The organism is Promicromonospora sp. NPDC050880 (assembly GCF_044456525.1).
In the GTDB taxonomy this organism is placed as follows: Bacteria; Actinomycetota; Actinomycetes; order Actinomycetales; family Cellulomonadaceae; genus Promicromonospora.
Genome location: NZ_JBITFV010000003.1, coordinates 158,437 through 183,447 on the forward strand (window position 1 = coordinate 158,437; position 25,011 = coordinate 183,447).

The window sequence follows — 25,011 nt, forward strand, 5'->3', positions numbered from 1 at the left end:
GAAAAGCTGGGTGCACGGTACCCGCAGTCACGCACGGAGCGGACCACGGGCGCCGTGCACCCGGCGGACGGGGTCACTCGGCCGGGTTGAGCTCCGCCTCGTCCACGACCGGGTCGGCGCTGCCCCAGGCGGCGAAGATGTCCGCGAGCGTGCCGTCGTCGATCAGCTTCTGCACCGCGGCCTGCACGGCCTCGGTCAGCTCCTCGTCGTCCTGCGCGACCACGATGCCGTAGGGCGCCGCGTCCACGATGTCGCCGATGGTCTCGACCTCGCCGCCGGTCTGCTCCACCGCGTAGGCGGTGATCGGCGAGTCGGCGTACATGGCCTGCAGCTTGCCGCCCACGAGGTTGGTCGTGACGTCCGCCTGCGACTCGTAGCGCACGACGTCGATGGCCTCCTCGCCGTCGTCCTCGCACGCCGCGGTGGCCTCGGTGAGCTCCTCGTCCTGGATGGTCGAGGTCTGCACGCCGATGGTGGCGCCGCACAGGTTCTCGGGGTCGAAGTCCTCGGGGTTGCCCGCCGCGACGCCGTACTGCGAGCCGGCGACCGCGTAGCTGATCATGTTGGCCTCGGCGGTGCGCTCGTCCGTGATGGTGAACGCGGAGATGCCCAGGTCGTACTTGGAGCCGATGGCGGGGATGATGCCGTCGAACGCGGCGGACTCGATCTCGACGTCCAGGCCGAGCACGGCGGCCACGGCGGTGACCGTGTCGATGTCGAAGCCGACCGGCGTCTTGCCGTCCGCATCGATGAACTCGGCGGGCGCGTACTCGGTGTTGGAACCGACGGTCAGCGTGCCCTTGTCGGCGATCTCCTGCGGGAGCAGCGCCGCGATCTCCTCGTCGGCCTCCACGGCCGACGGGTCGAAGGACGCCTCGGCGCTGGCCTCGTCCGAGGCGCCGTCGGAGCCGGTCGGCTGCTGCGACGCGTCGGTGCAAGCGGTCAGGACGAGGGCGGCAGCGGTCAGCGCCGTCGCAGCGGTGAGGGCGGGAAGCCTGCGCATCAGGGGTCTCCTGGGTCGATTCGATTCCGTGTCACGAGGCCCGGACGACCCGACAGATCTCTGTCGTCAGGGGAGCAGAGGACCCGACGGCGCACCTGGCGCCTCGTATGCGAGTCTCACCTAACCGTGACGACCCGCTGGCGTAAACCCGGCACTTCGAGACTGATGTCACATTGTGATGTATGACGCGTTACTGGCGCGTTTCATCCGTCTGGATAAGGTCTGACCTGCTTAAAGTACCTCGGAAAGCCGGTCACGGACCGACTTGCCGAGGCACCCCGTCAGGTGTCGTGCTCGACCGGCTCGTCAGGCCGGTCCTCAGGTCCTCCCTCGTGCTGCCAGCCGTGCGGGTAGTCGGTGCGCTCGGGCCGCCGGGCGAGGGCCACGATGCTCACCGCGAGCCCTCCCCACACGACGACGAGTGCCACGACCAGCAGGGCGATCGCCGCTCCACTCATGACTTACCTCCGAACGTGGGCCAGGCGACGAAGTCGTCGGGATCGACGCGCCAGCGGGTGCGGGTCAGCACGACGGCCGCGACGACGAACAGGGCGACGACGCCCCATCCCATGACGCCGAGGTACCACGGGGCGTAGCCCTCGTAGCCCTCCACGAGCAGGGTGACGATCCGCGAGACCAGCATCGCGGTGAGCACCACGGGGCCGAGCACCGCGATGCAGAACGACCACCACCGGCCCATCGGGATCGTGGAGACCCCGTTGAGGTGGAACCGCATCTCCTCCGTGCGCCGGAGCACCCAGCCGATGACCACCGTGGTCACGATCGCGGACGTCACGATGCCGATGTTGTTGGCCCACTGGTCCACGGTGTCCAGCGCAATCAGCCCGGTCGTGGTGGAGAACATCAGCACGGAGACCAGCGCCGCGACGACGCCGATGCGGAGCGAGGCCTGGGTGCGCGTCCAGCCGAACTTCTCCTGGAACGACGCGGACACCACCTGGAGGATGGACAGCAGCGACGTGAACCCGGCCATCACCAGCGAGCCGAAGAACAGCGCTCCGAACAGGCCACCGACCGGCATCTGCGACACCAGCGCGGGGAACGTCACGAACGCGAGGATGGGGCCGCTGATGCCCTCCAGCTCGGCCACGGCGAGGCCCTGCTCGTGGGCCAGGAAGCCGAGCGCGGCGAAGACGCCGATGCCTGCGAACAGCTCGAAGCCGGAGTTGCTGAACGCCACCACGAAGCCCGGCGACGTCAGGTTGGCGCGACGGCGGCGGTAGGAGGCGTACGTGATCATGATGCCGAACGCGATCGACAGCGAGAAGAAGATCTGGCTGTACGCGGCGATCCAGACGTTCGGGTCCGCCATCGCGCCCCAGTCCGGGGTGAACAGCGCGTTGAGGCCGTCGGCCGCACCCGGCAGGAACAGCGCCCGCACCACGAGGGTGCCGAAGGCGAGCAGCAGGAGCGGCATGAACACGAAGTTGACCTTCTCCAGGCCCCTCGCGACGCCGGCGGCCAGCACCGCGATCGTCGCCACCCACACCAGCACCAGCGGGATCAGCACCGCCGGCACGAAGTCGAGCGTGAACCACGGGTCCGCGCCGCCGGCGTCGGCGAGCTGGAGGTAGGTGCCGGTGAAGAACCCGGCCGTGTCGTCGCCCCAGCCCAGGTCGAACGAGTAGACGAAGTAGCTGAGCGCCCACGCGATGATGACCGCGTAGTAGACGGCGATCGCGAAGCAGATCGCCACCTGGAACCAGCCCAGCCCTTCCAGCCACCGCTTGATGCGGCGGAACGCCAGCGGGGCCGACCCGCGGAACCGGTGGCCGATCGCGTAGTCCAGAAAGAGGATCGGGATGCCCGCGGTGAGCAGCGCGATCAGGTAGGGCACCAGGAAGGCGCCACCACCGTTCTCGTAGGCCACTCCGGGGAACCGCCAGATGTTGCCCAGCCCCACGGCGGAGCCCACCGCGGACAGGATGAAGCCCAGCTGTCCGCTGAACTCCTCCCGCTTCGCGGGCTCCGCCGTCGTGCTCTGCGCGTCGTTCATCCCCCGATCCTCCGAGAAAATCACCCGAAACGCGAACTTGACCTCGTGCGGCAGGTCTGGTGGGGCGGCGACCGGTCAGCCGGCCAGCAGCTTCTCCACGTATCCGCCGCGGAAGACACCCTCGGGGTCGAGGCGCGCGGCCAGCGCGGCGAAGTCACCGAACCGGGGGTACAGGCCCGGCAGCTCGGCCACCGGCACCGTGAAGAGCTTGCCCCAGTGCGGCCGGGCGCCGAGGGGCAGCAGCGCCGCCTCCAGCTCGGGCAGCACCTCGCGGACGGCCGGCCAGTCCTGCCGCCACGTGAAGTGCAGCGCCAGGCTGTCCTCCGGCGTGGTGCTCAGCCACTGGTCGTCGCCGGCGACCGTGCGGATCTCCGAGGTGAGCAGCAGCGGGCCGATCCGGTCCCCGAGCGCCCGCACGGCGCGGACGGCGTCGGCACCCGCGGTGCGCGGCAGGAGGTACTCCGACTGGAGCTCCTCGCCCAGGGACGGCATGAAGTCCAGCCGGAAGTGCGGCAGGCGCTCGAACCACGGACCGGGCACCCCGCCCTGCTCGGTACAGGCCACCGCGGCGACGTCGGGCAGGGGGTGCATGGCCCGGGTCGCCGGCGCCGCCCCCAGCTCGGTGAGGAGCGCCGGGGCGGCACCCACGCCGTCGTCCACCCGGGACTTGCACCAGACCATGCGGACGTCCGGCTCGAACCAGCTGGTGAAGACGCTGACCGAGTAGGCACTGCCCATGACGGCGTCGAGGTTCTCGGTCAGCGCGTCCCAGGACAAGCCGGTGAACACGTCCTGGCGCACGTCGAACGCCGGCACCGTGGCCAGCTCGACCCGGGTGACGACGCCGAGGGCGCCGAGCGCCACCGCGGATCCCGGGAAGTCCTGGTCGCCCCGGCGCAGGGTCCGCACCTCGCCGTCGGCGGTCAGCAGCTCCACGCCGACGACGTCACCCGCCAGCGACCGCGTGCCGTCGCCCGAGCCGTGGGTGCCCGTCGCGACGGCACCGGCCACCGAGATGTGCGGCAGCGACGCCATGGCCGCCAGGGCCCGGCCGCGCGCGTGCAGCTCCGGCGCGAGCTCGCCGTACCGCAGGCCGGCACGGACCGACGCCACACCGGTGGCGGGGTCCACGACGAGGGGTGCGCGCCCGTCGTCGAGCTGGTCCAGCTGGACGTGCACGCCCGTCGTGTCGGCGACGTCGCAGAACGAGTGGCGTGACCCGAGGGCCCGGACGCGGGGCTCACCGGCGACGATGCCGGCGAGCTCCGCGAGGGTCCGGGGGCGCTCGATGCGCGCGGAGGAGTAGGTGAGGTTCGCAGCCCAGTTCTTCACCGGACCAGGGTGCCACTCCTCCGTGGTGCGCCGGACCGGGGGTCCGTCAGGCGCTGGCCGTGGCGTTGCGGACCACGGGGATCCGCTGGCTGATGCCGACCATGTCCAGGACCTCCATCACCACGGCGGACGGCTCGCGCAGCAGGACGGGCGAACCCGTCTCCTCACCGAGCACGAAGACCTGGAGGATGAAGGCGACCCCGGAGGAGTCGATGAAGGTGACGTCCCGGGCGTCGACGATGACGGGGTCGGGATCAGGCCGTGCCGCGAGCGTGGCCATCGCCGAGCTCGCGTTCTCGCGCAGCAGCGCGTCGATGTCGCCCCAGAGGGTCAGCACCGTGCCCTCGTAGGTGTTCCGGCAGGCGATACCGGATCCCGAGCGGCCGGGAACCAGGTCCTGCGCTGAGTCTGACGGGAGAGGGTCCATGGGGTCATTCGCTCCGTCCTGCATTGGTCGGGCCTCGACTTCGGTAGACAGCTTCGCTGGCTCTGACTGGCACACACGTGCTGGGGGGCGCTCACTTGGACACTTCTTGGTGTTCTCCGACCCCTCCGCGGGGAGGAGGGGCAAGAATTGCCTATGGCGAGTGTTCACCCGGCACTGGGCTTCCGTCCACCCCCCAGGCGTTACGGTCACGTTGCACCACGGAGAACTGGTGCCTCCGCGCCGCCGCGGACCTGGCCCGACAGCCCGCCCGAGACGGCTCAGGCAGGGTCGGTCACGTCCGCGACCGTGGCGTCGAGCGCCGTCGTCAGGTCGACGGCATCGACCGTGGCACCCACGCCGTGGGCACCCCCGCCGATCGACACGGGCCCCGGCTCGCTGAGCCGGGAGTCCGCGACGACGGGCCACTTGTGCAACGACCCGAACGGGGTGATGGTTCCCCGCTCGTAGCCCGTGACCTCGAACGCGACCTCCTTGCTCGGCATGGACAGGCGCGAGACGCCGAGCAGCGCACGCAGCTTGGGCCACGAGATCTGCCGGTCGCCGGGCACCAGCACGAACAGGAAGTCGTCGTCGGCACGGCGCACCACGATCGTCTTGAGCACCCGCGACGGGTCGACGCCGCGCGCCGCGGCCGCCTCCGCGAGGCTGCCGACGCGGCCGTGCCGCGTCATCTCGAACGGGATCCCCGCAGCCTCCAGCGCGGCGACGGCACGTTCTTCGCTCATGTCAGTTCCCTATCCCGAAATCACGAGTCTTCGATGTCTCAGCATATGGTCAAGACTCGTCGTACTCGGTGCGCTCCGTGCGCCAGTACTCGGCGCCGTCCCGGGTGCGCTGCACCAGACCCTGGTCCACCATCGCACGGCGTAGGCCGGCCGGGTCGAGGGTCAGCTCGCTCAGGCGGTCCGTGAGCTCCCGCTCGGTAACCGGCTCCAGGAGCACGGGCATCGCCCGGACCGCCAGGTAGCGGGTCACGGCCAGCTTGTCGCGCCACCGCCGCGGCATCGCCTCCAGGCGGCCCGAACGGAGGAAGCGCTGCGGGTCGCCGGGAAGCTGCCGGGCCGGGGTCGGTTCCATGGTCACGTGCTCGATCAGTCCTCGCTGTCAGGTGGGGTACCGCGGTGCCGTGCGCCGGAGTCCCGCCCGGCGGCGCGGGCGGAGGTCACTCCTCGGCGTCGCCGTCGACGACGCCGAGGTCCTCGTCGGGCAGCTTCGCCGCCGTGGTCGAGGTGGCCGTCGGGGTCGGGTCGGGGGTGGGCTCGTCCGTCCCGTCGTCCGGGCACGGGTCGGTGGTGCCGGGGTCGGTGGTGCCGGGGTCCTCGGAGCCCGGGTCTTCCGTGCTGTCGGGGTCGGTGCCGGTGCTCGTGCCGTCGTCCGTACCGGCGTCGGTCTCGGTCGCGCTCCCGGCCGGGTCCTCCGTGCCGGTCTCGCACTCGGCGGGGTCGGACGGGTCGTCGGACGGATCGGGGTCCGGCTCGCTCGGCGACGGGCTCGGCGACGGCTCGCTGGGCGTAGGACTGGGCGACGGCTCGCCCGGCTCCGACGGCTCCCCGCTGGGGTCACCGGGATCCGTCGGGTCACCGGGATCGGTCGGCTCGCCCGGATCGGTCGGGTCACCGGGATCCGTCGGGTCGCCGGGCGATGTCGACGGATCGCCCGGATCGCTCGGCTTCGGCGTCGGCTTGGTCGGCTTCTGCGACGGCGGGTTGCCGCCGGGCCGGTCCGAGGGCTTCTCGTCCGGCTCGTTCGCGGACCCGCCGTCGTTCGGCTTGGGCTTGAGCGGCGGCTTGTAGTGCGGGGTGGCCGAGTCGGACGGGTCGTCGGGCGACCAGGTGCCGACGTCGCCGGGATCGATGGCGCGGTTCGGGATCGAGCCCGCAGCGAAGAACTCGAAGTGCCAGGGCTCCGGCTTGACGCCGTCGAGCCGTGCCCAGGAGGGGTTGTCCCACCCGTAGTCCGGTCCGTGCAGACGCATCCAGACGTACTCGGCGGAGTGCCCGCCGGCGATCGGGTTGCCCAGGTCGACGGCCAGGCCCCAGCCGTGGTTCGAGGTACCCGGGATGGCCGCCAGGTGCGGCTTGACGCCCGCCAGCACGACCTGCATCTCGTACGACCGGTAGGAGTCGGTGATCGGGATCGGGTAGCCGAACTCCTGCTCGAACTCGGCGCTCAGCGCGGTCAGGCGCTCGGCCGCGTCGCAGCGGAGCATGTGCCCGGGAGCGAACTCCAGCGGGCACAGCACGTCGGTCGGGATCCGGCCGTTCGCGTAGCCGGTCGTGGTACCGCCGAACAGGTTCACGATGTCGAGCAGGCTCTCGCGCAGCGAGAAGCCCCCGCGCTCGGCGCCCTCCACCTCCACGAGGGCGTTCGGCACGGAGGGGTCCAGCATGTTCGCCAGCCGCACGGCGGCGATCACCACCTGGTCGTAGGTGACGTAGCCGGCCGTCGGGTCAGCGTCGTGCGGGTCGGCGACCGACGTGATCTCGTTCGAGACCTCCACCGCGGGCGCGGACTCCTCCGGCTCGGGCCGGTCGTCCCTGGTTTCGTTCCTGGCGTCGTCCTCGGCGCCGCCGGACGTGTCCCGGTCGTCGCCCTGCTCGTCGTCACCGGCCGCGCCCTTGCCGTCCTTGCCCGGGCCGGACTCCTTCGCGGCGGCGTCGTGACCGCCGCCGGACGACGCGTCGTCGTCCGAGGGGCCGGACCCGCGCGCGATCGGCGCGTCCTCGACGCGCAGGCCCTCGTTGTTCTCACCGAACGCGAGCTGCTGCATCTGGTAGGTCGTGTAGAGCATGCCGAGCTCGGCGGCGGCCTGCGCCACGGCGGGACTGAACGCCGCCCCCTGCTCCTGCGCCATCTGCTCGGCGCGCTCCAGCACCGCGACGATCTGGCCGAGCGTGACGCCCTCCGGTGCGGTGTCCGTCTCGCCGACGCTCACGCTCTCGACCGACCCGTACAGCCGGATCGGCGGGTCGCCGTCCGGCCCGGACGGCCCCAGGCCGGGCACGCTGGCGGATGCCGTGAACAGCACGGCCGCGGCGATCGCCGTCGCGACCGTCCCCGTACCGAGGGAACGGAGGAAACCCTTGGCACCGCCGCGCGAGACCACGAGCCGGTAGGCACGCGGAACCGCGTGGGTGAAGGTCCGGAGAAAGCCCGGGACGGGCGTCTTCGCCGTGTCGCTCACGCGTCATCCCCTCGGTCGGTGCGCGGCCTGGAAGGTGCGCGGTACGTGCCGTTCGGATCCTGCTACAGGACTATCACGTCCAGGTGAACTCGGAGGGAGTAATTTCCAGCCCCCGGACGAACCGCTCCCGAGAGGACGCGCGCCGCCGAAGCGGATGACGCCCGAGCGTCAAGGGTAACGATTCAGGCGTACCGCGCAATGGGGTCTTCACGCACATCACGGGATGCTTCACACTGACCCGGGTCCGTACGGGCGCACCGGCGCCCGCAGTCGAACGGCCGGAAGAGTGGCCGTGAAAGGAAGTCCCTCCATGTCCGAGACTCCGTCCGCCCCCGCCGTCCAGGGCACGGTCCAGGACCCGCAGGCCAACACGCTGGCCATCGTGGGCTTCGTGCTCGCGTTCGTCGCCCCTCCGATCGGGATCATCGTCTCGGCGATCGCCACGTCGAAGGCAGGCAAGGCCGGACTCGACAGCAAGCTCGCGAAGTGGGGCCTCGGCCTCTCGATCGTGTTCACCGTGCTCTACCTGGTGTTCGTCGGTCTGGGCGTCTGGGCGGCGCTCTCCGTGCCGACGACCATGTGACCTGCCCCGGCGCAGGACCCACCCCGTAGCAGAGGCTGCCGTCCTTCCCAGGACGGCAGCCTCTGCTGATTCACCGGTCGATACCGGTCTATCCAAGACCTTTCGGATACTCCACAATATGGCCTGACATTTCCACAAGACCTGCAACCAGGGGAGCACGACCACCATGACCACGCCCGACACCACGACACCCGCGGCTCCGACCTCCGAGGCTCCGCTCGACGAGAGCACGACCCCGGTCGCGGCCGAGGCCGTGGCGACCGAGCCCGCCGCGCCGGAGGCGACCGCGGTGACGTCCGAGGCGCAGGCAGACACCCAGGCCCTCGCGGCCGAGACCACCACCGCTCCGGCGCCCGCCGCCGAGCCCGCAGCTCCCGAGGCGGCCGCCGGGTCCGCCGTCGCCACCGCCGTGGTCACCGAGACCGCCGTCGCCGCACCGGTCGCCGAGGAGGCCGAGGAGGACCCGCAGACCACGGTCTTCAGCCTCCTCACCTTCTTCCTGGCCGCACTGCCCGTCATCGGGGTCGTGCTGAACGCGATCGCCGTCGCCCGCGCCGGCAAGGAGGGCTTCGACCTGTGGCTCGCCCGCTGGGGCCTCGCGCTCGCCATCATCGAGACGGTCGGCGCCCTCGCCCTCGTCGGCCTCGGCTACTGGCTGGGCGTCGCCACCTCCTGACCACGCTCCCGGCCGTCCACCGGCCGGCCGCGCACAGGTCCGCCTCGAGAGGACGGTCCGGCATCGCTCCACCCCGGACGCCGTGCCGCACACCCTTCTCGAGGCGGGCCTTTTCGCTCGAACAGACCGGGTGAAATTTCGGTTATCGTCACATCATGGTCATTTCGGGGTCATCACCCCGGACCACCATGAAAAGCGCCCGGTCAGTCTCGAGGAAGGTCTGTCCCATGCCGCAGCCCGCCGTCCCGCCGCACCCCGTCCGGGCGTCCCGCGCCCGCCACCTCGTCGCCTCGGTCGCGGCGCTCGCCCTCGTCGCGCTCCTGACGGTCCAGGCGCAGCCCGCCGGGGCGTATCCGCCCGACCTCCCCTCCAAGGCGGTGGCCCAGTCCGAGCTCGACGGCCTCACCGTGCAGGCCGAGGGCGCCTCCGCCCCGTACGACCGGGACCTGTTCCCGCACTGGATCACGGTCGACGGGTGCACCACCCGGGAGACCGTCCTGCAGCGGGACGGTGACGGCGTCGAGGTCGGCAGCGACTGCTACCCGACGTCAGGCAGCTGGTACAGCGAGTACGACGGTGAGACCCGCACCGCACCGGCCGACATCTCGATCGACCACGTGGTGGCGCTGGCCGAGGCCTGGTACTCGGGCGCGAGCGGGTGGACGACGGATCGCCGGCAGGACTTCGCCAACGACCTCACCGGGCCGCAGCTCATCGCGGTCACCGCCGAGGTGAACAGCTCCAAGAGCGACAAGGACCCCGCCGAGTGGGTACCGCCGCTCGCGAGCAAGCGGTGCGCGTACGCGAAGATGTGGATCCACACGAAGGCCCGCTGGGACCTCACCGTGGACGCCGCCGAGAAGTCCGCCCTCCAGCCCCTGCTGGACTCCTGCACGTACTGACGGCGCCGCGCCCCGGGCCGGCCGGGTGACTCAGACCCGCAGGCCGCCCCAGCGGCCCGAGGAGCGCACCCGCACGTGGGCGAGCGCCGCGTAGAGCGCACGCTCGGCGTCGTGCACCGCCTGGTAGGCGTCCTGGCACGCGGCATACCCGGCGCACGCCAGGTCGAGCACGTCGATGGCGGCCCGGGCCGTCGCCTCCACCGCACCGGGGACGGCGTCGTCCCGGGTCGCGTCCCGCCCTGGCGTCGCGGCCGCCGGGTCGGCTCCGGCCCCGCCGTCGGGCCGCGCCGTATCGGGACCCGTGCCCGGGGACCCGATCGCCGGCAGCCCGGCCGCACCCCGGCGTGCGGAGCGCAGGTGCGCCAGCCCCGACGCGTGCCGGACCTGACCGGCCTCCAGGGCCATCGCGTAGGTCTCCAGCACGTCGGCCACGACGGCGAAGCCCGCCACGCCCTCCCGGACGCTCCGCGCGCCGACGCGGAGCGCGACGGGGTCCCCCTCGGGCGGGCGGAAGACCACCGCGTCCCACCCGGACGCGGCCTCCCGCAGGTCGTCGACGAGCCGGCCGACCCGCTCGGGCCCCATACCCTGCTCGAACGCCAGGCGGGTGCGACTCAGCCCGTTGATCCGGTTCTCGCACAGGGCGATGAGCGCGCCGTGCGTCATGCGGGCCTGCCGACGCCGGCCGAGCCGACCACGGCACCGCCCGTCGAACTGTCAGCCATACCGCTCCCCTCCGGCACCGCGGTGCACGTCACCGGGCCCCCGAGAGCCTAGGCAGGTCAGGGCCGGTACGACATGGGGAGCGATACCCATGCCGCCACGCACCTTGACGCACCACCGGTTCCGGGTGAATCTGGTCCGGGCCGCCGCACCGTCGCCGTGGCCGACCGCTCCATCGCTCCACCTCTCCACCCCGGAATCCAGGACGAGCACAGGGAGATCGCATGACACCGCTGTCAGAACGTCGGCCGCGCTCGCGCGGCGTCACGGCCGGCGCAGTGACCAGGCCCGGCACCCGCACCCGCTCCGCGCACCGCACCGCGCGCCCGCGCCGGGCGCTCGTCGTCGGCCCGCCCGTGGCCGCGGCCCTGGCGGCGCTGCTCGCCGCCCTGCCCGTACCGCTGGCACAGGCCGCGTCCCCCGATGCCGCACCGTCCGCGAGCGCCCCCGGCTCACGGGTGCCCGGGACGCCGGCCGGTGCCCCGGACCGCACCGCGGCACCTGCCGCCGTGATCTGCGACATCTACTGCGACGCCCGCGACCCGGCGACCGCGGCGGGCGACCGGGTGCCGGTGAGCGCGGGCGTCCACGGCCGCACGCTCCGGCTGCACGTCTCCGACCCGGACGTCATGGGCTGGGGCTCGATCGACGGCGGGCAGCCGGGTGACGAGGTATGGCTCGACCGGTCCTTCGACGGCGGCAGGACGTGGGCGTCGGGCAGCAGGCTCGGCGCCACCGCGATCCCGGCGGGCTCCACGGGCTGGCGCACCCAGATGTACAACGTGGACGACTGGGGCACCGCGGGCGTCGGTGCACTGCGAGCCTGCGGCAAGGCGGCCGACCGCGCCGAGATCGCGTGCACCGGCTGGGCGCGCAACGACCGCAACGCCTGGAGCCGGTCGACCGAGGCCGCCACGGCGCTGATGATGCTCTGGGACCAGGACACCGGCCTGTTCGAGACCGACGGCTGGTGGACGGGTGCCAACGCCCTGACCGCCGTCGTCGACAACGCGCGGATCAGCGGCATGGGCAGCTACCGCTACGCGATCGGGCAGACCTACGACAAGAACGTGAACGCGCGCCAGGGCCAGTTCCGCAACGAGTACCTGGACGACACGGGCTGGTGGGGCCTGGCCTGGATCGCGGCGTACGACCTGACGGGCGAGAGCCGCTACCTGAGCACGGCCCGCGCCGACGCCGACCACATGCGGGCGTACTGGACCGGCACGTGCGGCGGCGGGGTCCAGTGGAGCACGGGCATCGCGTACAAGAACGCGATCACCAACGAGCTCTACATCCAGCTCAACGCGGCGCTGCACAACCGCATCCCGGGTGACACGACCTACCTCCAGCGAGCCCGGGAGGGCTGGGACTGGTTCCGGGCGAGCGGCATGATCAACTCCGGCAACCTGGTCAACGACGGCCTGAACGACTCGTGCGTGAACAACGGCGAGCCCACCTGGACCTACAACCAGGGGGTGATCCTGGGCGCGCTGGCCGAGCTGCACCGGGCCACGGGCGACGCGACGCTGCTGGAGACCGCGCGGGACCTGGCCGACGCCTCGACCACGTCCGCCGCCCTCAACCCGGGCGGCATCCTCCGCGAGGTCAACGAGGGCGACGACTGCACCAGCGACGGCGCGTCCTTCAAGGGTGCCTACGTGCGTGGCCTCGGCAAGCTCGACGTGGCGCTGCCCGACCGCCCGTACAGCGCCTACCTGGACCGGCAGGCCGACGCCGTCGCCGCGAACGACCGCGACGCGCTCGGCATGTACGGCCCGCACTGGGCCGGGCCGCTGGTACCGGTCACCGCGGGGCACGGCTGTCAGCACGGCGCGCTCGACCTGTTCAACGCGGCGGAAGCCGGCTGACGGCGAGCGCCGCGCCGGGTCCGCGGGCCGTCCACCGGCCCGTGGGTCCGGCGCGGTTCGGCAAATGGCCTTGCCGAGCCTGGGAGAATAGGGGGTTGTGAGCAGCGAGCCTTCTTCCACCCCGGTGTCCGACGGCGACCATGGCCGCCCGGGCGGGGGCCGGAACCGTCGCCGCGGGTCGGGCCGGCGCTCGGGCGACCAGCCGGGCCGGCAGCGTCGCCAGCCGGAGGGACAGCAGCCGGAGGGGCACCAGCCGCAACAGGATCACCAGGGCGACCGCCGGACCACGGAGCGTCAGGGCCGCAGGCCGCGCCGGACCGGGCCCCAGCGGGTCACCGCCGCACAGCTCGAGGCGGCCGCCGCCCGGCGTGCCGCCGTGGACGTACCGCCCATCACCTACCCCGAGCAGCTGCCCGTCTCGGCACGCCGGGAGGACATCGCGGCGGCCATCCGCGACCACCAGGTCGTGATCGTCGCGGGCGAGACCGGTTCCGGCAAGACCACGCAGATCCCGAAGATCGCGCTGGAGCTCGGCCGGGGCCGGCAGGGGCAGATCGGGCACACCCAGCCCCGGCGGCTCGCGGCCCGCACGGTGGCCGAGCGCATCGCCGAGGAGCTCGGCACCCCGCTCGGCGACGTGGTGGGCTACCAGGTACGGTTCACCGACCAGTCGAGCGAGCGGACGCTGGTCAAGGTCATGACCGACGGCATCCTGCTCGCGCAGATCCAGCGGGACCCGCAGCTGCTGGCCTACGACACGATCATCATCGACGAGGCGCACGAGCGGTCCCTCAACATCGACTTCCTGCTCGGCTACCTCTCGCGGCTCCTGCCCCAGCGGCCGGACCTCAAGCTGATCATCACGTCGGCGACCATCGACTCCGAGCGGTTCGCCGCGCACTTCTCCCCCGCTGCGCTCGCGCAGCGCGGTGGCGCGCCCGACTACGTCACCGACGTGCTCCCGGACCTGGCCCCGATCGTCGAGGTGTCCGGGCGCACCTACCCCGTCGAGATCCGGTACCGCCCGCTGTCCCCGGACGAGGGCGAGACCGGCGCCGGGGGCGAGCCGGCGGCGTCGGGCAAGAAGAAGGGCAAGGCGCGGGGCGCCGAGGAGAAGGACCTCGTCACCGGCATCATCGAGGCCTGCGACGAGCTCATGCGTGAGGGCAGCGGTGACATCCTCGTGTTCCTCTCGGGCGAGCGCGAGATCCACGACGCCGCCGACGGCCTGGCCGGCCACTACAAGGAACGTGCGCGGGACCCGAGGCACCCGCAGCACATCGAGATCCTGCCGCTGTACGCACGGCTCTCCAGCGCGGAGCAGCACCGGGTCTTCCAGCCGCACGCCTCGCGGCGCATCGTGCTGGCCACGAACGTCGCCGAGACGTCGCTGACCGTGCCGGGCATCCACTACGTGGTCGACCCGGGTACGGCACGCATCAGCCGCTACTCCAAGCAGACCAAGGTGCAGCGGCTGCCCATCGAGCCGGTGTCGCAGGCCTCGGCCAACCAGCGCAGCGGCCGCTCGGGCCGCGTCGCGGACGGCATCGCGATCCGCCTGTACTCCCAGGAGGACTTCGAGGGCCGCCCCGAGTTCACCGAGCCCGAGATCCTGCGCACGTCGCTGGCGTCGGTGCTGCTGCAGATGATCTCGGTCGGGGTGGTCAGCACGCCCGACGACGTGGCCCGCTTCCCGTTCGTCGAGGCCCCGGACACGCGGGCGATCCGTGACGGCGTCCAGCTCCTCACCGAGCTCGGCGCCCTGGAGGAGGTCGACGGCGGCACCCGGCTCACCGCGACCGGTCGAACGCTCGCCCAGCTCCCCATGGACCCGCGGCTGGCCCGCATGGTCATCGAGGGGGCGCGGCACGGCGTGGCGCGCGAGGTCGCCGTCGTCGCGGCGGCGCTGTCGATCCAGGACCCCCGCGAGCGCCCCGCCGAGCAGCGGGCGCAGGCCGACCAGCAGCACGCCCGGTTCGCGGACCCGCGCTCCGACTTCCTGACCTACCTCAACCTCTGGGAGTACGTGCGGGAGCAGCAGCGCCTGCTGTCGGGTTCGGCGTTCCGCCGCCTGTGCAAGGCGGAGTACCTGAACTTCCTGCGCGTCCGCGAGTGGCAGGACGTCGTGGCGCAGCTCCGGGACATGGCACGTCCCCTGGACATGGACATGTCCGTGCACCCCACGCCGCCGCTGGTCGTGGGCGCGGTCGGGTCCGCGGCGGGCGGGACGACGCCGGAGACGCAGCAGGTCTCCTACCGGTACGGGTGGGACGAGGACACGATCCACCGCTCGCTGCTGGCCGGCCTGCTGTCGCAGATCGGCATGCAGGACACCGGCGAGGTGAAGGCGTCCGCCGTCGCGCACCTGCGGGGCGAGGCGCGCGAGCGCGCGCTGAAGCGGGCCAAGAAGCAGGCCCGCAACGAGTACGTGGGTGCACGCGGTGCGCGGTTCGCGATCTTCCCGGGGTCGCCGCTGTCCAAGAAGCCACCGGTGTGGATCATGGCGGGCGAGCTCGTGGAGACGAGCCGCCTGTGGGCGCGCGACGTGGCCCGGATCCAGCCGGAGTGGGCGGAGGAGCTGGCCGGCCCGCTCGCCCGGCGCACCTATTCGGAGCCGCACTGGTCCACCAAGCAGGGTGCCGCGATGTGCACGGAGAAGGTGCTGCTGTACGGCGTGCCCATCGTGTCCGACCGGCGCGTGCTGTACGCCAAGGTGGACCCCGAGGCGGCACGCGAGATGTTCGTGCGGCACGCGCTCGTGCAGGGCGAGTGGACCACGCACCACCGGTTCTTCCACGACAACCGCGCCCTGCTGGAGGAGGCCGGCGAGCTGGAGGCCCGCTCCCGGCAGCGCGGCCTGGTCGCGGACGAGGACGACCTGTTCGCGTTCTACGACGAGCGCGTGCCCGAGTCGGTGGTCTCCGCCGCGCACTTCGACCGCTGGTGGTCGCGGGCCCGCCGGGAGACGCCCGACCTGCTCACCTTCACCATGGAGCAGCTCGTCGGCGACGCCACCGTCGACACCGCCGAGTTCCCCGAGGCGTGGCCGCAGGGCGAGCTCTCCCTGCCGCTCACCTACCAGTTCCAGCCCGGGTCGGACGCCGACGGCGTGACCGTGCACGTACCCGTCGCCGTGCTGGCGCGCGTGGTGCCGGACGGGTTCGACTGGATGGTGCCCGGGCTGCTGGAGGAGCTGACGGTGGCCACGATCAAGTCCCTGCCCAAGACGGTGCGCCGCGAGCTGGTGCCGGCGCCGGACGTGGCGCGGGAGGTGGTCGCCTGGATCCGGGAGGAGTGTCCCGCCTGGGCGGACATCGTGCGTGCGGGCGACATGGCGGAGCCCTACACGTCGGCGTTCACCCGAGCCGTGCGCGCGGTGCGCGACGTGGTGGTGCCGCCGGAGGTGTGGGACACCGCGCGGCTCGAACGCATGCCGGCGCACCTGCGGGTCACGTTCCGGGTGGTCGAGGAACGCGGTCAGGGACGGTCCGCGTCGTCGGTGGTGCTGGACGAGTCGAAGGACCTGGTGCTGCTGCAGCGCAAGCTCGCCTCGCGTGCCGAGGCGGCGGTGCGGTCGGCGGTCCGGGGCGCCGTCGGGGCCGCGCTGGCGGAGGCGCGGGCGGCAGCCGGGGCCTCGGGCGCGGCCTCCGGGCCGGGCGGGGCGGGAGCACCGTCCGGGCCCGCGGCATCACCCGCCGCGGTGGCCGGGCGCCGCACCGGCGGTTCCGAGGCCGCTCCCGGTGTCCCCGCGAGTGCCGCGAGCGTCGTCGGCGAGCGGACCGGGCTGACGTCCTGGCCCTCCGGGCTGCCCGACGGCGGGATGCTGCCGGAGTCGGTGTCCACCGACGTGGGTGCCGGCATGGTGGTGCGAGGCTTCCCCGCGCTCGTCGAGGAGGCGGCGCCGAAGGTCAAGGGCCAGGCGCGTACCGTCGGGGTGGCGCTGCGGATCCTCGCCGACGAGCAGGCCCAGGCGGCCGCGCACGCCGCCGGCGTGCGGCGGCTGCTGGTGTCCGAGGCCGCGCTGGGCACCGGGCGGATCACGTCGCGGTGGACGGGCACCCAGTCGCTGACCATGGCGGCGTCGCCGTACCCGAGCACGGAGGCCCTGGTCGCCGACCTGCAGCTCGCCGCCGTCACGGCCCTGACCTCCGGTGCGGACCAGGTCCGCTACGACACGCCGCCGGGCGGCCCGGACGCGGCGGACGTGCGGTCGGCGTCGGCCTATGCGGACGCGCTCGCGTTCGTGCGCCGGCACCTGGAGGACGAGGTGCACCGTGTGGTGGGGCACGTCGTGGCCGCGCTGTCGGCGAGCCGTGCGCTCGAGGGGGAGATCCGCGCGTCGGGCAGCCTCGCCCTGCTGACCACGCTCCAGGACCTGCGCGAGCACCGCGCGGCCCTGGTGCACGACGGGTTCGTGTCCGCGACGCCGCCCCGCCGGCTGCCGCACCTGGCCCGCTACCTGCGCGCCGACTCGCACCGGCTGGTCAAGGCCGCCGAGAACCCGGCGCGCGACGCGGACCTCGCGTGGCGGATCGGTGACGTGACCTCGGCGTACGAGAAGGCGCAGGCGGCATACGCCGCCGGTGCCCCGGACGCGGCGCGTGCGGCCGAGCTCGCCGAGGTGCGCTGGATGCTGGAGGAGCTGCGCGTCTCGCTGTTCGCGCAGCAGCTCGGCACCGACGGCCCGGTCAGCGAGAAGCGGATCCGGAAGGTGCTGACACCAGGGGGCTGGTGACGCCCCCTGACGGACATCCCCCTGGGAACCGGCGAGGCGCGATCAGGGGCGAACCCGGGGGTTACCCGATGGTCCCCGGACCGTGCCGCGCCTACCGTCGAAGACATGAGCACACCGACACTCTCCCGCCCTCGTGACGACCGCATGATCGGTGGCGTCTGCGCCGCGATCGCCCGACGTTTCGGCTGGAGCACGACGGTGGTCCGCGTGGCCACCGTCGCCTCCATCCTCATCCCCGGCCCGCAGGTGCTCGCGTACCTGATCGCCTGGGCCGTCATCCCGAACGAACGCCAGACGGCCTGACATGAGCACACAGACCCTCTCCCGCCCGCGCCAGGGGCGCATGATCGCCGGTGTCTGCGCCGGGATCGCGCGTCGGTTCGGCTGGGACCCGACGCTCGTGCGGGTCCTCGCCGTCGTCTCGGTCCTCATCCCGGGGCCGCAGTTCCTCGCGTACATCGCGTTCTGGATCCTCATGCCCACCGAGGACTGATACCTCCGACACGCCAGCCCGGGTTTTTCACCCGGGCCTCTGGCGTGTCGCCGCACGCTTCTGCAACGCTTGCAGCAAGATCCGGAAACGGCCGTGCAACGCCGCACGCGCCTCAGCCGGGACAACGCCGCAAGGAGCCGCCATGACGCGCCGTCCGAACGTGCCCCGACGCCTGTTCGCCACTCTGACGACCTTCGCCACCGCGCTCGCCGTGGGCCTGGTCGCCGCCTCGCCCGCCGTGGAGCAGGCCGACGCCGCCACCCCGCCGCACGGCGACGGCGACGTCATCCTCAACCTGTTCCAGTGGACCTGGGACTCCGTCGCCGCCGAGTGCGAGGACGTGATCGGTCCCGCTGGGTTCGGCTACGTGCAGGTGTCCCCGCCGATGGAACACATCCGGGGCACCCAGTGGTGGACCTCGTACCAGCCGGTCAGCTACCGGATCGAGTCCAAGCTGGGGACGCGTGCCGAGTTCGCGAACATGGTCGCCGCGTGCGACGCCGCCGGGGTGGGCGTGATCGCGGACGCCGTCGTGAACCACATGGCGGGCGCCGGCCAGTCCGGGACCGGCGTCGCCGGCACGCAGTTCTCGGACGACAACTTCGCCGGGACGTACAGCGCCGCTGACTTCAACGACTGCCGCAGCAACATCTCGGACTACGGCGACCGCTACCAGGTGCAGAACTGCCGCCTGGTCTCGCTGCAGGACCTGCGCACCGGCTCGGACTACGTGCGCGGCCGGCTCGCCGCGTACTTCGACGACCTGGTGTCCCTCGGCGTCGACGGGTTCCGGATCGATGCCGCGAAGCACATCCCGGCGTCGGACCTCGAGGCGATCAAGGCGCGGATGAGCAACCCGAACGTGTTCTGGGTGCACGAGGTGATCGGGGCCGCGGGCGAGCCGATCCAACCGTCCGAGTACCTGGGCAGCGGCGACTCGCACGAGTTCGACTACGCGCGACAGCTCAAGCGCGACTTCGACGGGCAGATCAAGAACCTGCGGTACATCGGCGACGGCAAGCTGCCGTACGACCGGGCGGGCGTGTTCGTGGACAACCACGACACCGAGCGCAACGGCGAGTCGATGAACTACACGTGGGGCGCCAAGTACGTCCTGGCCAACACGTTCCTGCTGTCGTGGCCGTACGGCTCCCCGTCGGTGTACTCGGGCTACGAGTTCTCGAACAACGATGCCGGCGCGCCCGGCGCCACCGAGACCGTGGTCCCGGACGCGACCTGCGGCACGGGCAGGTGGACGTGCACGCAGCGCTGGACCGAGATCCGCGGCATGGTCGGCTTCCACAACGAGGTGGCCGGCACCGAGGTCACCCACTGGTGGGACGACGGCGGCAACCTGGTCTCCTACGGGCGCGGCGCCAAGGGCTACGTGGTGCTGAACAACACGGCCTCGGCCGTGCAGCGCTCGTTCCAGACGTCGCTGCCGGCGGGCACGTACTGCGACGTGGTCGCCGCCGCGGACTGCTCGGTGAAGCGGACGGTGGACTCGGGCGGCTGGTTCACGGCCTCCGTCCCGGCCTACGGCGCCCTCGCTCTTCACACGGGCGCCCGATCCTGACCCTCTCCCAGGACGACGCTCGCTGAGTGCTGGATACTCGCCCTCTCTCGTGCGCGAGAAGGGCGAATATCCAGCACTCAGCGAGAGCGGGTCAGGGTGAGGGCGGGTCAGCGGAGGATCTTGCGGGCGGCGCCCAGGTCCAGGAACACCGTCTCGCCGGTGGCGTCCTGGACGCCGTCGTTGTCGGTGATCGCGTAGACCCGGCCGTTCCCGCCGATGGTGAGGCCCTCCAGCTTCTCCTGCGTCCAGCCGTGGGTGGCCCGGAGGGCGGGCAGCACGTCGATCGCGAGCTTCTTGCGCAGCACCGGAACGGTCCCGGGGCGCGGGTCGCGCTTCGGGAGGTCCACCGTGTAGACCGCCTTGAGGGCGGCCGCCGGGCCGTTGAGCTTGTCCCGCTCGATCACGGCGAGCGTGTCCCGGTCCACGACGGTCACCTCGGACAGGCCTATCCAGTCACCGTCGGCCGTCGGCTCGGACAGCTCGTAGCCGAACCAGGTCCACTCCTGCGTCTCGACGTCGTAGCGCCCGATCCGGGCATAGCCGCCAACCCCGTCGTCACTGGTCAAACCCCGCTGGAGGGCGACGAACAGGTGCTCGCCGGCACGGTCCACCATGCCGGTCACGCCCTCGATGCCCCACTTGCCCAGGCCCGCGGCGACATCGTCGGGCAGGCTCACCCGCTCCTGCACGCGGCCCGACGCCGACACGCGCACCAGCGCGTTCTCCGCACCGGTCGCACCCTCGACGCCGAGCCAGAAGCCGCCGGCCCGGCCGTGGACGGCCGGCCGGGCCCAGATGCCCTCGGCGTCGAGCCCCACGGGCGCCCCGTCCTCGGTCACGACGATCTCGCGGTCGATCACGGCGGGACTCTTCCTGGGGCCGCGTGGCCCGGCGGTCTCGATCGCGAGGATCGATGTCGGCGACTTCGCGGCGTCGGTCACCGTCCACAGACGGTCACGGTCCGCCGGGTCGGCGGAGAGCGCACCGAGGGCCGTCCAGCCGATCGGCCTGCGGTCACCGGTCGCCGTCCGCGCGTCGGCGGACACGATCGACGGGAACTCCGCGGCTGAGGAGTGAGCCTGCGAGCCCCGCAGAGCCGCGGCACCGAGCGGAGCCGTCCCGCCCGAGCGGGCGTAGCGCTGACCCTTGCCGAACACCGAGACCGAGGCCCGGACGCCGTCCTCGGCCGCGTCCTCCTCGGAGGAGACGACCAGCAGGTTCCGCGCCGGGACCGGCAGGATCCCCTCCGGACCGTTCGTCGTGGCCAGCACCTGCACGAACCGCGGCTCGGCCGGACGCGAGACGTCGTAGACGGCCACGAAGTTGGACCGCTCGGAGCCGACGAAGGCGTAGCGGACGCCGTCGAGGGTCGCGACGGCGAGCCCTTCCATCTCCACGCCCTTCTTGCCGGCGCGGTCCTCGTTGTGCAGACCGACGCGGACGGCGAGCTCCTCGACCGAGGACCCGGCGTCCCACACGACCTCACCGGTCGCGGCCTCGAACACCGTCCAGCCCCGCGTGCCGCCCTTCCAGTCGCCCTCGTTCGCGGTGGCGACGTGCTCGTCGTCGATCCAGCCGATCGCGTCGGGCTCACGCGGGGCGGCGGCGACGGAGCCGGTCTGGTCGATGGCCCCGTCGTCCTCGGCGTCCACGCCCTCCAGGGCGACGTCGCCCGCGGAGAACACGTTCTCGAGCTCACCCGACTCGACGTCGAGCACGGCGACGCCGTTGTTCTCCTGCAGCGTGACGGCAACCTTGGTGTCGGACGGGTTGATCGAGACGTACTCGGGCTCCGGGTCCTGCGGCGTGTCCAGGCCGACGGCCGCGAGCGCCGCCTCGTCGAGCACGACGGGGCGCGCCTGCCAGGCCGCGGGGTCGGTGCCGGGAAGGTCGACGAACTGCAGGAACCCGGCGGGCGCCTGCGGCAGGTCGCCCTCCTCCCCCGTGCCCGTGTCGGGCAGCGCATCCTCGTCGCGCTGGTTCTCCATCGCGATGACGGCGTGGGTGCCGTCGTGCGTCACGGCGATCGAGTCGGGCTGGCCGCCCAGGTCGATCGAGCGCACCCGGGTGCGGGTGGCCAGGTCCACCACGTCGAGGCGGCCGGACGGCGCGGTGAACGACGTCGAGCTGTCGACCACGACGAGCACGTGGTCCCCGACGACGGCGACCGACGTCGGCTCGTCGTGCTCGGAGCCGAGCTCGGCGAGCGAGAGCGTGCCCAGGCCCTGGGGCGCGGCCGGGTCGCTGATGTCGACGAAGCCGATGCGGCGGGCGGCGGCGTCGGTGTGGACCAGGGTTCGACCGTCCTCGCTGACGGCGGAGATCTCGGCGACCGTCTCGTCGGCGGGGTCGGTGCCGGCCGGGACGTTCTGGAAGACGGGGTAGGTGGCGAGACGGTGGAAGGTCTCGCGCGGGCTGGGCGGGGCGAACGCGCCGGTGCCGGCTGCGCTCGTTCCGCCGAGGGTGGTGCGGCTGGTGAGGCTGCTGGTGGGAACCAGCTGGCCGGCCGCATGGGCCGGGAGGGCACTCAGCCCGAGGGCGAGGACCGCGCCGGAGGCGAGGACGGCCGTGTGGCGGCTGTTGGGAGACACACAGGGCAGGCTGACGCCGACCCATGGCAGCAGGGCTGACCTCAGGTGGCGGACACGTTGCGCTCAGGTGAACTTCTCCGGAGCCCTGGGCCGGGGCGAGCCTTGCCGCCGACCTGACCGTATCTCTCCGCCTCCGCAGCGTTGTCCCGGCCGACGCTGGACAGCGTTCCCCCTACCACCGCGGTGACAACCGCCGTCGTCGCGCAGGCCGAACGGGCGGACGGGCCACTACTGTGAGCGGGTGACCGTCCTCGGCGAGCTACGCGCCCTGTTGCGCCTGCCCGGGTTCCGCAAGCTCTTCGCGGTACGGCTCGTCTCGCAGGCGGGCGACGGCATGTTCCAGGTAGGGCTCGCGAACCTGCTGTTCTTCAGCCCCGAGTCGCAGGGTTCCGCCGGAGCGATCGCCGGTGCGTTCGCCATCATGCTGGCGCCGTTCACGGTGGTGGGCCCCTTCGCGGGCGTGTTCCTGGACCGGTGGCAGAGGCGCCAGGTCCTGGTGGTGGGCAACGCGGTGCGCGTGCTCATCACCGGCACGATGGCGGTGCTCATGCTCACCCAGGGCGTCACGCCCGCGATCTACGTGCTGGGCCTCGCCGCGCTGAGCGTCAACCGGTTCCTGCTGGCGGGTCTCTCCGCCGGCCTGCCCCGCGTGGTCCAGGGCGATCTGCTGCTCACCGCCAACGCGCTCACACCGACCCTCGGTGCGGGCGCCGCCTTCCTCGGGGGCGGCGTCGGCTTCGTGCTCGGTCTCCTCATGCCGGCCGGCCGCATCCAGGACGCGACGGCTCTGGCTTGTGCGTGCGTCGTGATGGGTTGTGCGTCGCTGCTCGGGCTGCGGATGTCGCGCACCCTGCTGGGCCCGCTGCGGCCCGCCGACGGTTCCATCCGCAACGAGCTGGTCGCGGTGGCCCGCGGTCTGGCCGACGGTGCCCGGTACCTCGCCGCCCGCCGCACCCCGGGGCAGGCGCTGCTCGTGATGGCGCTGCACCGCTTCCTGTACGGGGTGGTGTTCATCGCCTCGATCCTCATGTCCCGCAACCTCCTGGCCGAACCGGGTGACCGCAGCGCGGGCCTCGCCACCTTCGCGACGGTAATCGGCGCGACCGGAGCGGGCGGCGGCCTCGCGATCCTGCTCACCGCCGTGCTGGCCCGGCGTATGGCACCGCAGACCTGGATCGCCGTGATGCTGCTGGTGGCCGGGGTGTCGCAGCTGATCCTCGTGCCCGAGCCAGGTCTCGTCACCGTAGTGGCCGCCGCCGCGCTCCTCGGGCTCGCGGCCCAGGGCGCGAAGATCGCCGTCGACACGATCGTGCAGCGCGACTCCGAGGACACCTACCGCGGCCGTGCCTTCGCCTTCTACGACGTGCTCTACAACGCGGCGTTCGTGGGTGCCGCGGCCCTCGCGGCCTTCCTGGTGCCTGACGCCGGCTGGTCGCCCGGGCTCTTCGTCGCGCTCTCCGTGGGGTACGTCACGGTCGCGATCCTGTTCGGCCTGCGAGGCTCTCGCACAGCAGCCCTGGTGAGGCAACCGGAAAGGGGGTGAATTTATGGATGAGGTCCGGTCCCCGACGCCAAAGATGCCTGTTTTGGCTGCCGAACGGTGCAAGGATTGATGCACTTACCTACAGAGGGACTGGAGGCATCTGTACATGTCCGACGCACCCGCCGTCACCCCCACACCCACCTGGGGTGAGGTGTTCCCATGGTTCCGCGAGGTCATGGCCGAGGACGACGCCTGGTACGTCGGTCAGGTCGACAGCAAGACGGACATCGGCGTCGCCCGTCTGGCGGACGCCGCGGTGACGCGACTCAAGCCCTTGCCCGTCGGCCGGCTCTTCCCCGCAGTGCGGCGGGTCGAGCGGCTCGACGAGCTCACCTGGCCCAAGCACCGGCTGCTCAACGCGCTGCACCGTGGCGGCTGCTTCACCGGTGACGACCTCTCCTACATGGTGATTGCCGAGATGCTCTCCTGGGAGTCCGTCGGCCCGGTCATCGTGAAGCAGATCCTCGAGGTCATCGCACTGGAGGAGATCCGAGCGAGCTCGGCGAGGTGACGTCCGCCGCTCGCCGGGACGCCGTCACACGGCGAGCGGCGACGACGGCGAACGGCACGACGGCGAGCAGCAGCACTCCCTGCACGATCTGCACGGCACCGTACGCACCACCGTAGACACCCATCACCCCCACAGCTCCCGCGATCCCGAGCACGCCGACGACGCCGGCCAGGACCGCACCGATCCGGCGGGTCACGGGCGAGGCCCAGCCGCACAGCACCGCGGCGGCGACGGCCAGCAGGTTCAGGAGCATGATGAGCAGGTACGAACCGATCATTCCCGGCAGCGGTCCGCCGTACGGCATCATCGCGATCACCGGCTGCAGCACGCTCGCCCACAGGATGTAGAGCAGGGCGCCCGCGAGCACGACCCAGAGGCCGGTCCGGCGCGCCGACGTCGGCTCGTGCAGCAGACGCGCGAGCAGCGCGCCGGCCAGCACGAGCACCAGCTCGAGCATCGCGAGCAGGGTGCCGAGCAGGAACTCGGGACGGGCCCCCTGGACCAGCTGCACGGTGGCGGTGCCGACCTGGACCAGCAGGTGCACCCCCACCACGACGATCACGGCCGTCAGGACCCGCCGGGCACGCAGCACCGTGGCGCCGACAGCGAGCACGATCGTCCCCGCCATCGCCGCGTTCTCGATCACGTAGACGGCGTTGGCCGTGGTGAAGCCGAGATCGAGCTCCGTCCCGGGGACGAGCAGGCGCAGCGGGACCGACATCCACACCGCGACGGCGAGGAGCAGGACGCTCAGGGCGGCGGGGCGCCGTCCGGCGTCGGGCAGACTCTTCATGCGGACACTCTCCCAGACCTCACCGACACC

21 protein-coding genes are annotated in these 25,011 nt (G+C 72.2%); 10 read left to right on the plus strand and 11 right to left on the minus strand.

Features of this window, described 5'->3' with window-relative positions:
* Window positions 1–73: 73 nt before the first annotated feature.
* The 8 genes from ACIBBF_RS07435 to ACIBBF_RS07470 all read right to left on the minus strand — a co-directional run bounded on the left by ACIBBF_RS07435 (window position 74) and on the right by ACIBBF_RS07470 (window position 7,984).
* The gene (locus ACIBBF_RS07435; RefSeq protein WP_397412058.1) at window positions 74–1,003 is read right to left on the minus strand and encodes an ABC transporter substrate-binding protein; all 930 of its coding nucleotides are present in this window, start codon (window positions 1,001–1,003) and stop codon (window positions 74–76) included.
* A gap of 281 nt (window positions 1,004–1,284) precedes the next feature.
* Entirely contained in the window at window positions 1,285–1,461 is a 177-nt protein-coding gene (locus ACIBBF_RS07440) for a methionine/alanine import family NSS transporter small subunit (RefSeq protein WP_397412060.1), read from the minus strand.
* Complete coding sequence (locus tag ACIBBF_RS07445) at window positions 1,458–3,020, minus strand: sodium-dependent transporter (RefSeq protein WP_397412062.1); 1,563 nt, start codon at window positions 3,018–3,020, stop codon at window positions 1,458–1,460. Before ACIBBF_RS07445 ends, ACIBBF_RS07440 begins: the two co-directional genes overlap by 4 nt.
* 75 nt (window positions 3,021–3,095) lie before the next feature.
* On the minus strand, window positions 3,096–4,352 hold the full coding sequence (locus ACIBBF_RS07450; protein ID WP_397412064.1) for an FAD-binding protein: 1,257 nt from the start codon (window positions 4,350–4,352) through the stop codon (window positions 3,096–3,098).
* A gap of 46 nt (window positions 4,353–4,398) precedes the next feature.
* Window positions 4,399–4,779: an STAS domain-containing protein gene (locus ACIBBF_RS07455; RefSeq protein ID WP_397412066.1), complete on the minus strand. Its 381-nt coding sequence runs from the start codon at window positions 4,777–4,779 to the stop codon at window positions 4,399–4,401.
* Between the two features lie 278 nt (window positions 4,780–5,057).
* Window positions 5,058–5,525 carry an aminoacyl-tRNA deacylase gene (locus ACIBBF_RS07460; protein WP_397412068.1) on the minus strand — a complete coding sequence of 156 codons (468 nt, stop codon included), beginning with the start codon at window positions 5,523–5,525 and terminating at the stop codon, window positions 5,058–5,060.
* 49 nt (window positions 5,526–5,574) lie between these two features.
* Window positions 5,575–5,877, minus strand: coding sequence for a DUF2087 domain-containing protein (locus tag ACIBBF_RS07465; RefSeq protein WP_397412070.1), 303 nt, complete (start codon window positions 5,875–5,877; stop codon window positions 5,575–5,577).
* Window positions 5,878–5,962: 85 nt separating this feature from the next.
* A complete protein-coding gene (locus tag ACIBBF_RS07470) occupies window positions 5,963–7,984 on the minus strand; it encodes a D-alanyl-D-alanine carboxypeptidase family protein (RefSeq protein WP_397412072.1) in 2,022 nt (673 codons plus the stop codon).
* 310 nt (window positions 7,985–8,294) lie between these two features.
* On the opposite strand from ACIBBF_RS07470, the gene ACIBBF_RS07475 reads away from it, so the two are divergent.
* From ACIBBF_RS07475 to ACIBBF_RS07485, 3 genes are all read left to right on the plus strand, one after another.
* Window positions 8,295–8,567 (plus strand): hypothetical protein, encoded by a 273-nt coding sequence (locus tag ACIBBF_RS07475; RefSeq protein ID WP_397412074.1) that lies wholly within the window; start codon window positions 8,295–8,297, stop codon window positions 8,565–8,567.
* A 166-nt stretch (window positions 8,568–8,733) separates the two neighbouring features.
* Entirely contained in the window at window positions 8,734–9,243 is a 510-nt protein-coding gene (locus ACIBBF_RS07480; protein ID WP_397412076.1) for a hypothetical protein, read from the plus strand.
* A gap of 227 nt (window positions 9,244–9,470) precedes the next feature.
* The gene (locus tag ACIBBF_RS07485; protein ID WP_397412078.1) at window positions 9,471–10,145 is read left to right on the plus strand and encodes an HNH endonuclease family protein; all 675 of its coding nucleotides are present in this window, start codon (window positions 9,471–9,473) and stop codon (window positions 10,143–10,145) included.
* Window positions 10,146–10,175: 30 nt separating this feature from the next.
* Here the strand turns inward: ACIBBF_RS07485 and ACIBBF_RS07490 are convergent, their stop codons facing one another.
* Window positions 10,176–10,811, minus strand: coding sequence for a hypothetical protein (locus tag ACIBBF_RS07490; RefSeq protein WP_397412080.1), 636 nt, complete (start codon window positions 10,809–10,811; stop codon window positions 10,176–10,178).
* A 281-nt stretch (window positions 10,812–11,092) separates the two neighbouring features.
* On the opposite strand from ACIBBF_RS07490, the gene ACIBBF_RS07495 reads away from it, so the two are divergent.
* From ACIBBF_RS07495 to ACIBBF_RS07515, 5 genes are all read left to right on the plus strand, one after another.
* The gene (locus tag ACIBBF_RS07495; RefSeq protein ID WP_397412082.1) at window positions 11,093–12,739 is read left to right on the plus strand and encodes a glycoside hydrolase family 76 protein; all 1,647 of its coding nucleotides are present in this window, start codon (window positions 11,093–11,095) and stop codon (window positions 12,737–12,739) included.
* 97 nt (window positions 12,740–12,836) lie between these two features.
* A complete protein-coding gene (gene hrpA, locus ACIBBF_RS07500; RefSeq protein WP_397412084.1) occupies window positions 12,837–17,474 on the plus strand; it encodes an ATP-dependent RNA helicase HrpA in 4,638 nt (1,545 codons plus the stop codon).
* A 105-nt stretch (window positions 17,475–17,579) separates the two neighbouring features.
* Window positions 17,580–17,777, plus strand: a complete 198-nt coding sequence (locus ACIBBF_RS07505; protein ID WP_397412086.1) for a PspC domain-containing protein — start codon at window positions 17,580–17,582, stop codon at window positions 17,775–17,777.
* A 1-nt stretch (window position 17,778) separates the two neighbouring features.
* Window positions 17,779–17,967, plus strand: a complete 189-nt coding sequence (locus ACIBBF_RS07510; RefSeq protein WP_397412088.1) for a PspC domain-containing protein — start codon at window positions 17,779–17,781, stop codon at window positions 17,965–17,967.
* A 142-nt stretch (window positions 17,968–18,109) separates the two neighbouring features.
* A complete protein-coding gene (locus ACIBBF_RS07515; RefSeq protein ID WP_397412089.1) occupies window positions 18,110–19,543 on the plus strand; it encodes an alpha-amylase family protein in 1,434 nt (477 codons plus the stop codon).
* Between the two features lie 107 nt (window positions 19,544–19,650).
* On the opposite strand, the gene ACIBBF_RS07520 is transcribed toward ACIBBF_RS07515, so the two are convergent.
* Entirely contained in the window at window positions 19,651–22,134 is a 2,484-nt protein-coding gene (locus ACIBBF_RS07520; protein ID WP_397412091.1) for an esterase-like activity of phytase family protein, read from the minus strand.
* Window positions 22,135–22,375: 241 nt separating this feature from the next.
* Here ACIBBF_RS07520 and ACIBBF_RS07525 point away from each other — a divergent pair, with 241 nt between their 5' ends.
* Entirely contained in the window at window positions 22,376–23,677 is a 1,302-nt protein-coding gene (locus ACIBBF_RS07525; RefSeq protein ID WP_397412093.1) for an MFS transporter, read from the plus strand.
* 106 nt (window positions 23,678–23,783) lie between these two features.
* A complete protein-coding gene (locus tag ACIBBF_RS07530; protein ID WP_397412095.1) occupies window positions 23,784–24,188 on the plus strand; it encodes a hypothetical protein in 405 nt (134 codons plus the stop codon).
* On the opposite strand, the gene ACIBBF_RS07535 is transcribed toward ACIBBF_RS07530, so the two are convergent.
* Complete coding sequence (locus ACIBBF_RS07535) at window positions 24,148–24,981, minus strand: hypothetical protein (RefSeq protein ID WP_397412097.1); 834 nt, start codon at window positions 24,979–24,981, stop codon at window positions 24,148–24,150. The two genes, ACIBBF_RS07530 and ACIBBF_RS07535, sit on opposite strands and share 41 nt — an antisense overlap.
* Window positions 24,982–25,011: the final 30 nt, after the last annotated feature.

Bases quoted from the DNA above. Each gene is read 5' to 3' on its own strand.
- ACIBBF_RS07435 (WP_397412058.1), bottom strand. From the start codon at position 1,003: ATGCGCAGGCTTCCCGCCCTCACCGCTGCGACGGCGCTGACCGCTGCC.
- ACIBBF_RS07440 (WP_397412060.1), bottom strand. From the start codon at position 1,461: ATGAGTGGAGCGGCGATCGCCCTGCTGGTCGTGGCACTCGTCGTCGTG.
- ACIBBF_RS07445 (WP_397412062.1), bottom strand. From the start codon at position 3,020: ATGAACGACGCGCAGAGCACGACGGCGGAGCCCGCGAAGCGGGAGGAG.
- ACIBBF_RS07455 (WP_397412066.1), bottom strand. From the start codon at position 4,779: ATGGACCCTCTCCCGTCAGACTCAGCGCAGGACCTGGTTCCCGGCCGC.
- ACIBBF_RS07460 (WP_397412068.1), bottom strand. From the start codon at position 5,525: ATGAGCGAAGAACGTGCCGTCGCCGCGCTGGAGGCTGCGGGGATCCCG.
- ACIBBF_RS07465 (WP_397412070.1), bottom strand. From the start codon at position 5,877: ATGGAACCGACCCCGGCCCGGCAGCTTCCCGGCGACCCGCAGCGCTTC.
- ACIBBF_RS07475 (WP_397412074.1), top strand. From the start codon at position 8,295: ATGTCCGAGACTCCGTCCGCCCCCGCCGTCCAGGGCACGGTCCAGGAC.
- ACIBBF_RS07480 (WP_397412076.1), top strand. From the start codon at position 8,734: ATGACCACGCCCGACACCACGACACCCGCGGCTCCGACCTCCGAGGCT.
- ACIBBF_RS07485 (WP_397412078.1), top strand. From the start codon at position 9,471: ATGCCGCAGCCCGCCGTCCCGCCGCACCCCGTCCGGGCGTCCCGCGCC.
- ACIBBF_RS07490 (WP_397412080.1), bottom strand. From the start codon at position 10,811: ATGACGCACGGCGCGCTCATCGCCCTGTGCGAGAACCGGATCAACGGG.
- ACIBBF_RS07495 (WP_397412082.1), top strand. From the start codon at position 11,093: ATGACACCGCTGTCAGAACGTCGGCCGCGCTCGCGCGGCGTCACGGCC.
- ACIBBF_RS07505 (WP_397412086.1), top strand. From the start codon at position 17,580: ATGAGCACACCGACACTCTCCCGCCCTCGTGACGACCGCATGATCGGT.
- ACIBBF_RS07510 (WP_397412088.1), top strand. From the start codon at position 17,779: ATGAGCACACAGACCCTCTCCCGCCCGCGCCAGGGGCGCATGATCGCC.
- ACIBBF_RS07515 (WP_397412089.1), top strand. From the start codon at position 18,110: ATGACGCGCCGTCCGAACGTGCCCCGACGCCTGTTCGCCACTCTGACG.
- ACIBBF_RS07530 (WP_397412095.1), top strand. From the start codon at position 23,784: ATGTCCGACGCACCCGCCGTCACCCCCACACCCACCTGGGGTGAGGTG.
- ACIBBF_RS07535 (WP_397412097.1), bottom strand. From the start codon at position 24,981: ATGAAGAGTCTGCCCGACGCCGGACGGCGCCCCGCCGCCCTGAGCGTC.